The organism is Arthrobacter sp. StoSoilB5 (assembly GCF_019977235.1).
Classification (GTDB): Bacteria; Actinomycetota; Actinomycetes; order Actinomycetales; family Micrococcaceae; genus Arthrobacter.
The window spans coordinates 5,052,840-5,067,526 of sequence record NZ_AP024646.1 but is presented as its reverse complement, the minus strand read 5'-3'; the positions used below and the strand labels follow the sequence as shown (position 1 = coordinate 5,067,526).

Annotated in this window: 17 protein-coding genes; 8 read left to right on the top strand and 9 right to left on the bottom strand. The window is 61.4% G+C overall.

Features of this window, described 5'->3' with window-relative positions:
• The first annotated feature begins 228 nt into the window (after positions 1 to 228).
• On the top strand, positions 229 to 1,437 hold the full coding sequence (locus LDN75_RS23010) for an IS110 family transposase (RefSeq protein ID WP_223932928.1): 1,209 nt from the start codon (positions 229 to 231) through the stop codon (positions 1,435 to 1,437).
• A 108-nt stretch (positions 1,438 to 1,545) separates the two neighbouring features.
• Here LDN75_RS23010 and LDN75_RS23005 read toward each other — a convergent pair whose 3' ends face one another.
• From LDN75_RS23005 to LDN75_RS22995, 3 genes are all read right to left on the bottom strand, one after another.
• Positions 1,546 to 2,070 (bottom strand): hypothetical protein, encoded by a 525-nt coding sequence (locus tag LDN75_RS23005; protein ID WP_223934981.1) that lies wholly within the window; start codon positions 2,068 to 2,070, stop codon positions 1,546 to 1,548.
• 2 nt (positions 2,071 to 2,072) lie between these two features.
• Entirely contained in the window at positions 2,073 to 2,633 is a 561-nt protein-coding gene (locus LDN75_RS23000; protein WP_223934980.1) for a hypothetical protein, read from the bottom strand.
• Between the two features lie 123 nt (positions 2,634 to 2,756).
• A complete protein-coding gene (locus LDN75_RS22995) occupies positions 2,757 to 3,221 on the bottom strand; it encodes a phage tail protein (protein WP_223934979.1) in 465 nt (154 codons plus the stop codon).
• Between the two features lie 121 nt (positions 3,222 to 3,342).
• On the opposite strand from LDN75_RS22995, the gene LDN75_RS22990 reads away from it, so the two are divergent.
• Positions 3,343 to 3,624 (top strand): hypothetical protein, encoded by a 282-nt coding sequence (locus tag LDN75_RS22990; protein ID WP_223934978.1) that lies wholly within the window; start codon positions 3,343 to 3,345, stop codon positions 3,622 to 3,624.
• Positions 3,625 to 3,634: 10 nt separating this feature from the next.
• Here LDN75_RS22990 and LDN75_RS22985 read toward each other — a convergent pair whose 3' ends face one another.
• Positions 3,635 to 5,551 (bottom strand): glycoside hydrolase family 15 protein, encoded by a 1,917-nt coding sequence (locus LDN75_RS22985; RefSeq protein ID WP_223934977.1) that lies wholly within the window; start codon positions 5,549 to 5,551, stop codon positions 3,635 to 3,637.
• Between the two features lie 82 nt (positions 5,552 to 5,633).
• Positions 5,634 to 6,311, bottom strand: a complete 678-nt coding sequence (locus tag LDN75_RS22980; protein WP_223934976.1) for a TetR/AcrR family transcriptional regulator C-terminal domain-containing protein — start codon at positions 6,309 to 6,311, stop codon at positions 5,634 to 5,636.
• Between the two features lie 94 nt (positions 6,312 to 6,405).
• Between LDN75_RS22980 and LDN75_RS22975 the strand changes: the two genes are divergently transcribed.
• The 3 genes from LDN75_RS22975 (at position 6,406) to LDN75_RS22965 (ending at position 8,901) form a co-directional block, all read left to right on the top strand.
• Positions 6,406 to 7,452: an NAD(P)-dependent alcohol dehydrogenase gene (locus LDN75_RS22975; protein ID WP_223934975.1), complete on the top strand. Its 1,047-nt coding sequence runs from the start codon at positions 6,406 to 6,408 to the stop codon at positions 7,450 to 7,452.
• 155 nt (positions 7,453 to 7,607) lie between these two features.
• The gene (locus LDN75_RS22970; protein WP_223934974.1) at positions 7,608 to 8,513 is read left to right on the top strand and encodes an SDR family oxidoreductase; all 906 of its coding nucleotides are present in this window, start codon (positions 7,608 to 7,610) and stop codon (positions 8,511 to 8,513) included.
• Positions 8,514 to 8,658: 145 nt separating this feature from the next.
• Entirely contained in the window at positions 8,659 to 8,901 is a 243-nt protein-coding gene (locus LDN75_RS22965) for a DUF6458 family protein (protein WP_223934973.1), read from the top strand.
• A gap of 113 nt (positions 8,902 to 9,014) precedes the next feature.
• Here the strand turns inward: LDN75_RS22965 and LDN75_RS22960 are convergent, their stop codons facing one another.
• The gene (locus LDN75_RS22960; RefSeq protein ID WP_223934972.1) at positions 9,015 to 9,686 is read right to left on the bottom strand and encodes a glyoxalase; all 672 of its coding nucleotides are present in this window, start codon (positions 9,684 to 9,686) and stop codon (positions 9,015 to 9,017) included.
• On the opposite strand from LDN75_RS22960, the gene LDN75_RS22955 reads away from it, so the two are divergent.
• Positions 9,685 to 9,969: a hypothetical protein gene (locus LDN75_RS22955; RefSeq protein ID WP_223934971.1), complete on the top strand. Its 285-nt coding sequence runs from the start codon at positions 9,685 to 9,687 to the stop codon at positions 9,967 to 9,969. The genes LDN75_RS22960 and LDN75_RS22955 overlap by 2 nt on opposite strands.
• Before the next feature lie 21 nt (positions 9,970 to 9,990).
• On the opposite strand, the gene LDN75_RS22950 is transcribed toward LDN75_RS22955, so the two are convergent.
• Both LDN75_RS22950 and LDN75_RS22945 read right to left on the bottom strand, forming a co-directional pair.
• Positions 9,991 to 10,233, bottom strand: a complete 243-nt coding sequence (locus LDN75_RS22950) for a hypothetical protein (RefSeq protein ID WP_223934970.1) — start codon at positions 10,231 to 10,233, stop codon at positions 9,991 to 9,993.
• Positions 10,234 to 10,342: 109 nt separating this feature from the next.
• The gene (locus LDN75_RS22945; protein WP_223934969.1) at positions 10,343 to 10,936 is read right to left on the bottom strand and encodes a histidine phosphatase family protein; all 594 of its coding nucleotides are present in this window, start codon (positions 10,934 to 10,936) and stop codon (positions 10,343 to 10,345) included.
• Positions 10,937 to 11,413: 477 nt separating this feature from the next.
• Here LDN75_RS22945 and LDN75_RS22940 point away from each other — a divergent pair, with 477 nt between their 5' ends.
• Together LDN75_RS22940 and LDN75_RS22935 are read left to right on the top strand one after the other, a co-directional pair.
• On the top strand, positions 11,414 to 12,682 hold the full coding sequence (locus LDN75_RS22940; protein WP_263422341.1) for a serine/threonine-protein kinase: 1,269 nt from the start codon (positions 11,414 to 11,416) through the stop codon (positions 12,680 to 12,682).
• Positions 12,683 to 12,741: 59 nt separating this feature from the next.
• Positions 12,742 to 14,145, top strand: a complete 1,404-nt coding sequence (locus LDN75_RS22935; RefSeq protein ID WP_223934967.1) for an MFS transporter — start codon at positions 12,742 to 12,744, stop codon at positions 14,143 to 14,145.
• Between the two features lie 26 nt (positions 14,146 to 14,171).
• Here LDN75_RS22935 and LDN75_RS22930 read toward each other — a convergent pair whose 3' ends face one another.
• Complete coding sequence (locus LDN75_RS22930; protein ID WP_223934966.1) at positions 14,172 to 14,681, bottom strand: isoprenylcysteine carboxylmethyltransferase family protein; 510 nt, start codon at positions 14,679 to 14,681, stop codon at positions 14,172 to 14,174.
• Positions 14,682 to 14,687: the final 6 nt, after the last annotated feature.

Here is a 14,687-nt window from a genome sequence, read left to right as displayed (position 1 = left end):
GGAATTGGCTTGTGTTGCGGTGTGACTCTGCCTCCGACTGACGCCCTTGTGGTTTGTCTTCAAAATGATCTGTCCGCCGTGACGCAGGCTGTAATAAGCGCGGCGGCCAGGTGGACATGACCTCATAGGAGCCTGCTCAAAGAATCCCATTACTGTCTTGTCTGACCACCCGGCCGGCGTGCCCTTCATGTTCCATTGCACGCAACAGAAGGTCAGGGCAGTTTCATCATGGCAAAACAACATCCGAAAGTCATCGCTGGGATCGACACGCATGCCGATACCCACCACGTCGCCGTCATCAGTGAAACAGGGCGGCATCTAGGGGACAAGGAGTTCCTTGCCGTCGGTTCCGGCTACCGGCAGATCGTGGAGTTCATCACCGGATTTGGCCCGGTCTCGTCCATCGGCGTGGAGGGCACAGGCAGTTACGGAGCGGAGCTCGCACGCGTCCTGAGTCGGGAGCACTTCTGGGTCCTGGAAGTGATGCGTCCAAACCGGCAAGAACGCCGGCTACGGGGCAAGTCTGATCCGTTGGATGCCTATCAGGCTGCGGAAGCTGCACTTGCCGGCAGCAGGGTTGCGACGCCAAAAGCCAGGGACGGGGCTGTGGAATCACTACGTGTTCTGCGCGCTGAACGAAACTCTGCCATGCGGGCAAGGGTCGCGGTCATGGCTCAGATCAAGAGCATCCTGGTCTCTGCTCCTGAGCCCATCCGGGCGAAGTACCGCGGCTTAAGCCGCGTTGCAATGATGAGCGCACTGGAGAAAAGCCGACCGATCGGTGACCCTGCCGAGCCTCCAAACGCCACCGCCATCGTTCTCAAGCGCTTGGCTGTCCGCTACCGGCACCTGAACACGGAAGTGGCCCTGATCGATACTGAACTCGACGCAATCCTCACCATTCACGCCCCTACGCTCAGGGACATTCAGGGTGTTGGCACTGACGTTGCAAGTCAGTTGCTGGTAACCGTAGGCGACAACTCCGAAAGGGTCACCTCGGAGGCAAGGTTCGCAGCCCTGGTCGGCGTTGCCCCCATCCCGGCCGCCTCAGGGAAAACCACCCGGCATCGACTTAGCCGTGGCGGAGACCGGCAAGCCAATAAAGCCATCCATCGCGTAGTGCTCGTACGGATGATGAGTGATAGCCGGACCAAAACCTACGTGGCCAGGCGCCGACAAGAAGGCAAAACCACCAAGGAAATCATGCGCTGCCTCAAACGCTACGTTGCACGTGAAATCTATGACCAGATCATGCACCCCCACCCAGCACCCTTCGCCGGGCAGCTCCGGGCCCTGCGGAAAGCCAAGAACATCACCCTCCAGGCCGCCGCTGATGACCTCCGCGTCTGGCCTACCGCACTATCCCGTCTCGAACGCGGACTCACCCGCGACGACAACTTCCACAAACGCTACGAAAGCTGGCTCAACGACCATTGACAGCAATAGGAGCATCATTTTTAGCGTCGTCGGACTTCGCGTGGCCGGTTCCGCCTGCAGGAATAGGTTTCGTTCGTCGACCAAGAGCCAGGCGGCTGCCTTCAGCTTCTACCGTCCTCCATATAATGCCGCCTCGAGTAGCCTGTCAAAGCTGGCAGTTCCACTGCTTACCGGGGCAACGGTAATAACCGCCAGCAGTTTTTCGGGGGCGTCGTCCTTGACACTTGCGACCCGTTTCACGTGCAGCTGCAAACCGGGCACCCCGTTGACCAACAGTGGAAGCGGCTCGCCGCTCTTGATCAATTTCCGAAGCTGCTTTGGGGAGATCTTGTCCGTGGAGGCGTCTGTCATCTCCGTGATGGTGTCGTTGATCCGTTTGGCCAGCCCGCGCAGCTGGCTCCTCTGCGCGGTTACGGTGGGAACGGTGAGAATCGTTGCGAAGACTGCCGTGAATATCGTGGCGAGGCCGAAGCTTCTCAGGCCAGGCATGAAGATCATCAGGATCAGCCACAGGATCACACCAAGGATGCTGAAGGTGGCGAATCTGACGATGGGGTTGTCGCCGGGTTTCCTCGCCCAGCGCACCACTTCAACTGTGTCCCCAGACGGGTGGCTGTGCGACGTGGTCCCCATGGTCAGGATCCCTTCACTTCGAGGAGTGCTTCGGCCAGAACAACTGCCTCGCGGGCTTCCTTAAGATCGTTTCGCAATCCAAGGTCGGGGATCTCGGCGGTGGCGCCACCGGTGCCAGCGAGTTCATAGAGGGCTTTGCTCAGGTTCTCGCGGTCCTGCGACAACTTCCGTGAGGTATCCAGTTTGGCTCTGCTGACTTCAAGCTCCAGTAGCGACCGCCCGATAGCGTCGCGGCGTCCTTGGATGTTTGCCAGCTTTTCCGTGATCCGAAGGATCTGCGCACTGTACATTGACTCCATTTGAACGGCGGTTCGGTGAAGCTCGTGGAGGGCTGCCGAGGTCTGAGGTTCCCCAGAGTGCCGGGCTAGTTCCTCGTTGACGCGGGCCAGTCGCCGTTCCCATGCCCGAAGGGCCCGCTGGTACCGTCCCAAAAGCAACGAGATGGCCGCCAGTGCCTTGTTCAGAGCCCGCGCCCGTGTGCTGAGGCTTGCCGTCGCCGCATCCAACCTCGCGATGAAACCGGCGTAGTTGTCTGGGGAAGGAACATTGCTGAGGGGATCCATGCGTCACCCGCGTCCGATGCTGTTCTGACCGGGTTTGGTGCGGCAAAACGCTCCCCAAACGTCCATGTCAAGAGAATAGAGGGTCCCTGCCCGTTGGCATAGGGCCGTAGTCATGGCCTGCGGTCAGTACTCGCCCTTGATCACGAAGTACGAGCCCCGGATGACGCCTGCCAGTTTGGATTTCTGGCGGGCGAACTTGAAGCGTGACGCCAGTTCTTCCGGCACGTCCATGCCTTCAGCGAGTTTGAATCCCACCGCCCGCTTCCCGCCGTCCTCGATGCTGTACATGACATTGATGGACAGTCCGGACTCGTAGAACACGTAATCCATCCGCAAACCCTCAACCTCGAAGGTGGTCGCCTCAAGGGGGCGGGAATCTATGACGATGTCGCGCTCTTCCTTCAGGATCCGGCTCACCCGATCCACGACTTCCGGGACCTCGCTTGCAGGGCTGACGGTGAAGGCATGGTCGTACTTGTTCTTGTAGTAGCGGGCCTCGTTGGCGCGCAACCCAGCAAGCGCTTCAGCGACCGGAGAGGACTCCAGGCCTTCAACAGAAACGTTCTTGAAGTCAACGATGTACGGCAATGGGCTCTCCTCGTCAGATGTGTTGGGACCAACCCTAGCGTTCCATCCCGAGGCCCGCGGTGCTTTGGCGGGGAAGCGGTGCTTTGGTGGGGGAAACGCACGACGGCGGGAGGTCGCCGTCGTGCGTTTATCCACTCGCGTGCGGCTACCGCAGAAGCCCTGGCGATGGGACGATTTCCTTATGGGCGAAGAAGAGAAGAAGGGCCCTGGCGTGCCCTCGGGCGCAGGGTCAGAGGAACGCGATCCGTGGCAGGAGACCGACGCTGGATCTCCGACCACGCAGCAGATGAGGACCATCGGCCAGCGTCGGCGGGAGGCCGAGCGGAAGCTTGATCAACATCTGGAAGAAGCCAAGCACAAAGCTGAACCCGCGGATCCGGACGATCAAAAAACGGAATCGTAACTGTGGTCTTTCACCGACTGGTCTCGCGGCGCTTTCGTGGCGCCGGATGAAGCGTGCCCGGTCCGCCTTCGGAGATGGCCTGTTGTGGGAGCTGGTCAGTTCCTTGTTCCGGGTGTTTCGGGCTACGCAGGGGCGTGTCACTGCTGTGGGCTTCGCCGTGATGGAGCTGAAGGGCGCAGTGGATCAGCGGAAAGTGGCTGAACGCTTGCGGGGTATTGCCCAGCTGTCGTTGGGTTTCGGGATCCCATTCCTCGCTGAGCAGCCCAACATCGTTTCGGAGCGTCAATAATCGCTCGAACAGTGCCGTAGCCTGCCCGGCATGGCCGATGCCCAGTAGCGCATCCACCAGCCAGAACGAGCACGCAAGGAAGACTCCCTCATGGCCGGGCAAGCCGTCGTGGCCGGACTCGGTTCGGTAGCGCAACACCAGGCCATCATCGGTGAGGCCTTCCTGGATGGCTTTAACCGTTCCCGCCACGCGGGGGTGCCGACGTCCCAGAAAGCCGACGCGGGGGATGAGGAGCAGGCTGGCGTCCAGCTCCTTGCTGTCGTAGGACTGTACAAAGCTGTTGAGTTTTTCATCGAACCCGTGCGTCATGACCTCTGAATGGATCTCGTTGCGCAGGGCCTCCCAACGGTCGTCGGGGCCGGGCAGTCCGGAAGTTCTTACGCCCTTGACCATGCGATCTGCAGCTACCCATGCCATCACCTTGGAATGCGTGAAATGCCGGCGGGGGCCGCGCATCTCCCACAGCCCATTGTCTGGCTGGTCCCAAGCCCCCTCCAGGAATTCCATCAAGGCCACTTGAATGTCCCAGGAGGTGTCCACGGTGCCGGCCGGGGATGCCGCCCGGGTCAGCGAGAGTCCGTCCAGTACCTCGCCCCAAACGTCCAGTTGCAACTGGGGGGCCGCAGCGTTTCCGATGCGGACCGGCAGGGAATTTTCGTAGCCCGAAAGCCACGGGATATCGGCTTCCGGTAGCCTGCGGGCACCGTCCAAGCCGTAAACGATCTGGAGTTCGGAAGGATCGCCGGCTATAGCGCGGAGTAGCCATTCCCTCCAAGCCCCTGCTTCTTCCGTGTATCCGGCGGCAAGCAAGGACTGCAGCGTCAGTGTTGCATCGCGCAGCCAGCAATAGCGGTAGTCCCAGTTGCGGGAGCCGCCCAGTTGCTCGGGAAGGGACGTTGTAGCAGCAGCAACGATGCCTCCCGTGGGGGCATAGGTCAAAGCCTTGAGGGTTATCAGGGATCGCTCCACCGGATCCTTGTACTTGCCCTCCATCTCGCTGCGGCCAATCCACTCGCGCCAGAACGATTCCGTGGCTTGAAATGCCTTGGCGGAGTCGATGCGTCGGGGCTCCGGCTCATGGCTTGGTGCCCAGCGAAGCACAAAGGGGACGCGTTCCCCGGCGCGGACGGTGAACTCGCTGATTGTGCGCCTGTCCTGGCCTTTCAGCGGAGCGGGCGTGGTGATATAGGCAGAATCGGGGCCGGCTACGGCACTGATTCCGTGCTTGCCGTGACGTACCCACGGCACGACGCGGCCGTAGTCGAAGCGGAGAATCAACTCCCCACGCATGGCGACTTCGCCGGATAGGCCTTCCACAATACGCACCAGATCCACGGCATCATCACGGACGGGCATGAAGTCGGTGACCCGGACTGCGCCGCCGTCTACTTCCCATTCCGTTTCCAGGATCAAGGTGTCCGGACGGTACCGGCGACGCGTGCAGTTCCCGCCGTTCCGGGCCGCTGCATTTGCGGGCGCCATGAGCCACCGCCCAGCTTCAGGGTTATGCAACAAGGCGGCGAAACATGCCGGCGAGTCGAAACGCGGCAGGCACATCCAGTCGATGGACCCATCCCGGGCCACCAAAGCCGCCGTGTTCAAGTCCCCGATGATTGCGTAGTCCTCAATTCTGGCCATGGCATCAGATCCTCAAATCAGACGGCGTCGAGTATGCCCTGACCGTACCCTTTTGCCTCAAGCACCTCAACGGATGCTGCGGCTATTCGGCTGCTGTACCTGCATCGCCCATCAGTCGGCTGAGGCCGTCAAGAATCAGGTTCAGTCCGAAGTCGAATTCGTCGCCGAAGTCGTAACCGGGTTTGAGGACGTGTTCGACGGCGATTTCCACCATGTGCGGGTACTCTCCGGTTGAGAATCGCTCCATAATGGGCGTGGTGATTTCGGCCGCAGTATCACGGCCTTCGAACGGCAGGGCTGCCTCCTGGAGGGCAAAACCGTAAATGTAGCTGTCCAGCGCTGCGTACGCGTGGGCGGTTAGTTGGACCGAAAATCCTGCTGATCTCAAGGTGGCCAGCGTCGCCTCATGGTGTCGGAGTGTTGCGGGGCCAGGGGAGGAGCGACTTTCCAACAGCCCTACTGCCCACGGATGCCGAGCGAGGGCGGCGCGCATGGCGTTGGCCCGGTTGTGCATTTCCTCCCGCCAGTTCCCGGAAGGCGCAGGCAGTTCAACTTCGCCGAAGACCATGTCCACAATGCCGTCCAGGATCTGGTCCTTGTTGGCCACGTAGTAGTACAGCGACATCGGCTTGGTGCCCATGCGTTGCGCGAGGGAGCGGATGGTCAGCGCGGATATTCCCGACTCGTCGGCCAGTTCGACGGCGCATGTGAGAACCCTTTCGCGACTGAGCGGAAGGCGGTCCGGGCTTGCAGAGGACACTGGATCTCCTTGGGTATTCCGTTTTGGTACATTGTACGATACGGTTTTTAGTACAGCGTACGAAAAAGTAGCTGAATCCCTGAAAGGAACGGCCATGACCGCTGGTCAGCAAGCCAAGGAAACGTCTGCTTCCAACGCCACGCCTACGTCGGGAGGCATCATGAAGGCGGTGGTACAGCATGCTTATGGCTCCGCCGACGTCCTTCGCTTGGCCCGGATCCCCAAGCCGGAGGTGGCGGGCAATGAGGTGCTGGTACGCGTCCACGCTGCGGGCCTGGACCGTGGGACCTGGCACCTCATGACCGGGAAGCCCTACGCGCTGCGTCTAGCTTTTGGATTCCGCAGGCCCAGGAATCCTGTTCCCGGGCTCGACCTCGCCGGGACCGTTGAAGCCGTGGGGCCTGGCGTAACCCGTTTCGCCGTTGGGGACTACGTCTTCGGCGTGGGGAAGGGCTCCTTCGCTGAGTATGCCGTTGCGGGGGAGGACCACCTCGCCCTCAAGCCCGCGAGCGTCAGCTTCGAACAAGCCGCAGTGGTTCCCGTTTCAGCCTGTACCGCCCTCCAGGCTCTTCGTGCAGGCGGGATAAACGCTGAACAAGCGAAGACGGACAAGAAGGTGCTGATCCTCGGCGCCTCGGGTGGAGTTGGCGGCTACGCCATGCAGTTCGCCAAGGCCGCGGGCGCTGAAGTTACCGGCGCATGCAGTGGCGGCAAGGTGGACCATGTGCGGTCCCTCGGTGCCGATCACGTGATCGACTACGCCCAGCGGGACTTCGCTGATGGCTCCGAACGGTATGACGTGATCATCGATCTCGCGGGAAATCCAAGCTTGAAGCGACTTCGCCGTGCGCTCACCCAACGAGGCGCGGCAGTCATCACTGGCGGCGAAGAGGGCGGGCCGTTGACTGGTGGCATGGACAGGCAGTTCCGGGCACTGGCACTTTCCCCCTTCATCAGCCAAAAGCTGACCATGATCGTCGGTACTGAGCGTTGGGAAGACCTTGAGCACCTCGCCGGCCTCCTCCAAGCCGGAATCATCGTCTCGGCTATCGATCGAAGCTATCCTCTTGACGAGGTTCCGGAAGCCATGCGCTATTTCGACGCCGGCAAAACGCGCGGGAAGATCGCCATCACCATGTAGCTCGCTGGTCACCGGCCGAGTCCGCCGGTGAGGTGGCCACAACGCACGACGGCGGAAGGTCGCCGTCGTGCGTTTGCGTGAAGGCTGGAATCAGCCCCGCGAGGCATGCTACGACTGTTCCTGGGAGCGAACCCGGTGAGTCCAAGGAGCAAACCATGGCTGAAGAAAAGCCTGTCCTCGTGGTCGGTGCCACCGGCTACCTTGGTAGTCAGGTGGTTGATGCACTTCTCAAGCGCGGCAAGAGCGTCCGCGCGCTTGTTCGGGCAAAATCCGACGCCGGCAAGCTCGAAGCCAAAGGTGTTGAGATAGCCCGTGGCGACATGCTTGACGTGGCGTCCTTGATCCATGCAATGACAGGTGTAGCCGGAGTTATTTCCACGGCTGCCGGGTATACGCGGAACGACAAGAACGCCAACGCAATCGATACCTTTGGCCAGAGCAACCTTGCGGTGGCGGCCAAGCAAACAGGCGTCCCGAGGTTTGTTCTCATCAGCATCCTCACCTGTGATCTGACACCCCAGGTGCCGCACTTCTGGCACAAGAAGCAAGCCGAGGATACTTTCGAACAGCTGGGCGTCCCTTTCGTCGCGCTTCGTCCGGGTGCATTCTTTGACCAGACTGCTGGGATGGGCGGCGACCCCCTGGCGAAGGGCCGTGTCATGTGGATCGGTTCCAAGGACACCCCACTGACCTTCGTCCTCACCAGCGACCTCGCGGGATACCTTGCGGATGCCGTTGATGCGGAGATAACTGATGGCGAACGCATCGATATCGGATGGACCCGCCCCGTCAGCATGTCCGAGGCGATGGATCTCCTGTCCAAGCACGGCGAGCCGGACGGCAAGGGCATCAAAATCATGGCCGTTCCAACGCCTGTGCTCAAGGGCCTGGGCAAAGTCACTGAACGCTTTGTACCGCTCGTAAGCGACATGGCCAGCATGTCTGCCTGGTTCGAGACGGGACGATACGTCGCCAATACGAGCCGGCAGGCCGAAGTTTTTGGTCCGCCGCCCACTCCGGAGGACGCAATTGCCCGATTCGCGGCGGGTTTCGGGCACTGATCCGCAGCCCACGTCTGCGCGACTGGCAGGGAACAATGGCGGGCACAATCTATCGCGCGTCGCAAATTGCGAAGTATGCTTACGATATCGACGCAGTTCCGTGATCACCCGTTCGCGGGCCGGTCGGAAGTGAGAGGAGCACGACATGAGAATAGGTTCTTCCATAGCACTGATCGCCATTGGAGCGATTCTGGCCTTTGCACTTGCCCCCGGACTCATCCCCTTCGTGGACCAAGTCCTGATCGGCTACATTCTGATGGCTGTGGGTGTCCTGGGCCTGATCATTTCCATCATCATGGCAAGCCGCACACGGCGTACGGACCATGTCGTGGAGCGTCGCGATGCTCCAGAGACCATCATTGACCGGCGTCCGCGTCCCGAAGTTTAGCTCTCTCCAACGCAGGCAGAAACGCACGACGGCGGGAGGCCGCCGTCGTGCGTTTTCTTGCGTGCGCCCCGCCTGGCCGGCGCACCGCTACCAGCGATGGTTAGTCGTGCCCCTCAGCCCAGCGGCGCTTCCCATACGAATCCATCCGGGTCGGTGAAGGTCCCTGCATCGCCGCTGATGAGGAGGCGATGCGAGCCGGTTCCGTCAGCTGATACGCCGGCGGTCTTGGCCAGGGCGGCGCGTTTGTTGAGCGTCAGCTTGATGGGGCCGGTATCGAACTCGACGTACCGGCTTCCAAAGCTCTTGGCCAGGGTGAGGCCTCGGTCGAGATAGAACTGCTTGCTGGCAGCCACATCCGCGACTCCCAGTTGGAGCACCATCGCATCAATTTGCAGATTGGCCGGACCGGTGTCTTTCTTTGACGAGGAGGCGACTGTCCAGATGGTGCCGTCTGGAGCCTGGAGGACTCCGCCGTACCCCCACAGGGATTTGGCGGCCTGCTTGATGACTGTCGCGCCGGCGTCGCGGGCGTTGTCCATAAGACTGTTTACGGTGGCCGGCTGGGAGACGACCAGCGACATCGTAAATCCCCGAAAGCCCGTGGCCGGCGCCTCGGATGGACGTACCTGAACTCTGTTGCCCATGCTGAAAACGTCAGTGTAGAAGGCCTCCGCCACCTGAGCGGTGGGGGCGACCTCGATAATTACAGATTCGATGGCTGCCAGGTCACTCATCCTAGTGAAGAACCACTGGCCGCGGCTGAATGGCACGTAGGCTGCTGCCATGGAGAAGTCATTCGATGTGGAACTCGTAAATCAGGATGAATACTTGGTGCGCTGGGCATCCGAAGGGCAGACCGGGGAATCCGTTATCCGGATAACCCCTGAATTCCTGGCCGAGGCTGGGTTGGACGGTCAGGATGGGCAGTTCGTTACTGAAGAGACGGCCAACTTTCTGGCCGAGCACCAGCCCGTGATCGACTTTCCCCAGACAATGGATCTGGAGGAGATTGCCGCAGCCTACCCCGACTTCACAGAGCAGCTGCGTTCCAGGCTTGAGTCCCGCTGACCCAAGCCGGTATTGGCTTGCTCAGCATTGGAACTGGACGTCAAAGTCTTCCGGCTTCCGCCCGCTGGAGGCGGTTGCGGCGTCGAGCACGGCCTGGGCCGCCTCTTCCAGCCGGGAAACGTGGAGCACGAGTCCAGGGTATTGACTGACGTGAAGTTCAAACCAGCCGTAAGTGGCCAGCGAAACTCTCGCGGTCAGTGTGATTGCGTTGGCGCGGCAGGCTTCGGTGGTCACCAGTCGGGAGCCAACAAGTGTGAGAGCCAAGCTGACCTCCAGGGCACCGGAGCGAATGGCGCCAACTGCTTGACTCTCTTGAGCATACAGAAACTGGCATGCCCAATGTCAATAAGATTCGCTGAGTTTCGCGGTTGTGTCAGCTGTCCACGTCGGCCGTCAGAAGCTCACCGTTGAAGTACTCCAACGTCCAGCCATCGGAGGCGTGGTGATGGGCGAGGTTCAGCACGGCATTGTGGACGCTGTCCAGCGTGCGCCCAATCGCGCGGCTAAGTGACAGCCGGATCAACGTTCCGTGGGTTACCGCCAGGACCCGCTGTCCTGAAAATTCCTGTGCCAGCTGTTCCAAGGCATCCATGCCCCGACGGGCTGCGTCATCATCGCTCTCGCCGCCGCGGAAACCGCCAGGGATGCGAAGTGCTTCGAGTTCCGGGCCGGCTTGCAGGCCTTCTGCAGGTCCGAAGCTTCGTTCAATAAGCTCGGGAACGCGCCGGGCGACGGCTAGGCCCAGGCCCTCTGCGATCAAGTCCGCGGTTTCTGCCGCGCGGCTCAACGGCGAGGAAACAATGGCGTCCCACTGGTAATTGGCCAAAGTGGCAACGGCTTCGCGCGCCTGTTCGCGGCCGACGTCGTTCAGTGGAATGTCGGTGGCCCCCTGCAGCCGGCGCTCCGCATTCCAGTCGGTCTGGCCATGGCGGACGAGGGCGAAGGTGGTAAGGGTCATGGCTTCCATTGTGCCTTCCCTGCCTCCGGACCGCAGTTCCGTGCGTCACGTAAGGAAAACGTCCGACGGCGGGAGGTCGCCGTCGGGCGCTTGTTGCGGTTGGTGTCAGGCTCGCTCGAGCGGGATGGGCTGGTTTCCCGAGCGGAGCAGTAGCCTGACTTGATGCGGCACGTTTCCCTTGGCGCGCAATACTAAGTATCCTGATGACTTGTCTGGTAAATCCGGATGATGCTGTTTGACGCAGGACTGCTCAAGCCGCAGCGGCTTCGCTGAACAGGGCGACCGCGTGGCTCTCGTGAAAGTTTGATCGGCGGCGTTACCAGGTAGCGGCGGACAGTGGTTGGGTCCGTAGCAGCCAGGTGGGCCTGAAGGGCGTGACAATTCGTGGGCAACAACGACGAGGCCGTGGAGTTCCACGCGACCGACTCCAGTGGAGATGCCATCGATGGCCGCTACCAGCTGGGACCCATCTTAGGTCGAGGAGCTATGTCTACCGTGTACCGGGCCACGGACCTGCTCCTTGGCCGGGACGTAGCTATCAAGATCTTCCTGCCCGGCTCTGGCGACGACTCGTTCAGGGCCCGTCAGGAAACCGAGATGCGGCTCCTCGCTGCCTTTGACCATCCAGGGCTGGTGGCCGCTTTCGATGCGGGCGTGGATACCCGCAATGACGAAGAACGCGCCTATCTCGTGATGGAACTCGCAGAGGGCCGTGATCTGAAAGCCGTGTTGTCCGACGGGCCTCTGTCACATCAGGAAACTACGCGGATCGGCGTGCGGCTGGCCGGAGCGCTGGCCCAGGTGCACGCTCAGGGCGTCATTCACCGCGACATCAAGCCAGCGAATATCCTGGTTTCCGAGGGTACCGAATCTGTGAAATTGGCGGATTTCGGAGTCGCCCTGGTCATGGACGACAACCGACTCACCGCAACGGGCTTCACCGTGGGCACAGCGCAGTACCTCAGCCCCGAGCAGGCACAAGGCCTGCACCTGACGCCGGCCAGCGACGTTTACTCGTTGGGTTTGGTGCTCCTGGAGTGCCTCACCGGCAAGCCCGAATACCCAGGAACCCCGGTAGAGACGGCGTCGGCGCGCCTTCACCGGGCACCCGGGATTCCAGAAGACCTCCCTAATGGGCTTCGCGGACTCCTCCAAGCGATGACGGACATGGATCCGGAACGACGCCCGACAGCGAGGGATGTTGAAGAAGTCCTGGCGGGCCGACGTCGAAAGCTGCCGCCCACGGCGACGGCAATCCTGCCGACAGTGCCAGTGGCGCCGGCTTTGCCGTCACGGCCGCCGCATACGGGGGCTTCCCGTCCGGGTGCGGTTGGGTCCACCCCGGCAAGGCGTGCTTCCACGACGGGCCCAAGAGCCCCTGGCAAGAAACGCCCAAAGCTTCTCGCCGGGCTGGCGGCGGCTGCCCTCGCAATCCCGGTGGGGCTGGCGTTGCTCGGCAACGGCGTCTTTTCGGCGGAGCCCTCAGCCGATCCAACGCGGCACGCGGACCCTGGGGTCTCCGTCATCGAACCCCAGCCGAGCGGACCGGCCGCTCCGATGAGGACGGAACCAGCGGTAAGCCCTGCGGTCGACGTTGTGGATGTGCAGGATCAGCCGGTTCCGTTGCCCGCCGGTCAAGCAACCGAGCCTGCCCAAGTTACTGAAAACACTGCGCCTCAAGGCCTCGCCGACCCCAAGAGCGGTGGAAAGAGCGATGCCAAGCCCGAAAAAGGCAAGGGGAACGGCCGAGGTTAACGCCTAAGACGGGAAATTCACGACGGCGGCGGGTTGCCTCCAGCAGTACACTGGAACGCATGACCGAGCAGGAACCGGCTGGGGTAACTGAAGTTATCGACCTCTCCCTGCGCACTCCGGCACAGCGATCCCGTACCTTCATGGGGATCCTGGTGAACACTGCCCTGGCAAATATCACCACAAGCTATCTCTGGTTCGCCCTGACGTTCTGGGTTTATCTCGAAACCCGCAACGTTATTGCCACAGGGGTCGTGGGGGGTGCCTACATGCTGCTGATTGCACTCTCCAGCATCAGCTTCGGCACGTTCGTGGACAGGTATCGCAAGCTTGCCATAATGCGCTTCGCTGCTGGGTTCACCCTGGTGATGTTCGTGCTGTCAGGAGTGTTGTTCCTCCTCACCCCTACGAGCCTTCTGCTGGACCTGACGCAGCCATGGTTCTGGATTTTCACCCTGATCATCCTTGTGGGTGCCGTCGTCGAGAATTTGCGCAACATTGCCCTCTCCACCACCGTCACCATCCTCATAGAGCCTGATCGCCGGGCCAATGCAAATGGAATGGTGGGGATGGTGCAGGGACTCATGTTTATTGTCACCTCGGTCCTCTCCGGACTATCAGTAGGCCTGCTCGGCATGGGCTGGACCATAGTGGCTTCACTGGTTTTCACCGCGCTGGCGTTCGCACACCTACTCACGTTGCGAATGCCCGAAGAGGTGCAGGCGGCCGCCACTGACGCGCATGGCGGATTCGATTTCCGTGGCTCGCTTGCGGCAGTGCTGGCTATTTCCGGGCTGTTCGCGCTGATTCTGTTTTCCACCTTTAACAACTTCATTGGCGGTGTGTACATGGCGTTGATGGATCCTTACGGACTGGAGATGTTCTCCGTGGAAATGTGGGGAACGTTCTTCGCCGTAGGCTCCACCGGATTCCTGGTTGGCGGTGCCCTGGTGGGAAAGTTTGGGCTCGGCTCCAATCCCTTGCGGACCATGCTCATCGTTGTCGCCATCATGGGGTTCCTGGGCGCAGTGTTCACCTTGCGTGAATGGGCATGGTTGTATGTAGTGGGGATCTGGCTGTATCTGACCTTGGTTCCCATCGTGGAAGCTGCCGAGCAGACGGTCATCCAACAGGTGGTTCCCCTGAACCGGCAGGGTAGGGTATTCGGATTCGCCATGGCCTTCGAGTCCGCCGCAGCGCCCATCACCGCGTTCCTCATCGCCCCGATCGCCCAGTTCTGGATCATCCCGTACGCCCGCTCCGCCGAGGGCGCCGCACAACTGGAGCCGCTGCTGGGCCGGGGCACGTCCCGCGGGATCGCCCTCGTGTTCCTGATTGCCGGCATCATTCTCATTGTCGCGGCACTCATCGCGTTCTTGACTCCTGTTTACCGCAGGGTCTCGGCGTCGTACGCGGAGAAGGCTGTGGCTGGAAACTCAGGAAGCGCATCTGCGTCTCCCGGGTGAGTGACGTACTAAGTGAGCCGGCTACATCATCCCCGCCAAGCCCTGAGTCTCGGCCACCACCCCGGAACGTTGCGCCGGTACTCAAGGTACTGCTCGCCGTATGTACCGGTGAGGGTCGGCTCCTCGTAACCCTTGACGAACGCCACCACCATCGCGAGCACCAGCCCGGCGTAGAGCACCAGCCACCAACTGCCGAAGAGCAGCGCTTGGCCGAGGATGATTGTGAGCACCGCAAGGTACATGGGATTGCGCACGAATCGATAAACCCCGGTCACGACGAGGGCCTGGGTCGGCGCAACGGGCGCAGGCGTTCCGCGGTGAAGAGCGAACAGTGCGAAGGCATGGAGCAGAAAAGCCACCCCCACGATGACGGCGATCCAGGCGATGGGCACCACTGCCCACGCCGCGCCGTCCCAGTCGTAAAGCCGCCAGCCCGAGATGAGCAAGGGGATGAGACCAGCAACGATGCCGGGCGCCAGGAACAGGAAGGCGACTGTCCCGATCCAATCACGTACGGGTGATCCTGCCTGATCCACGTTCGT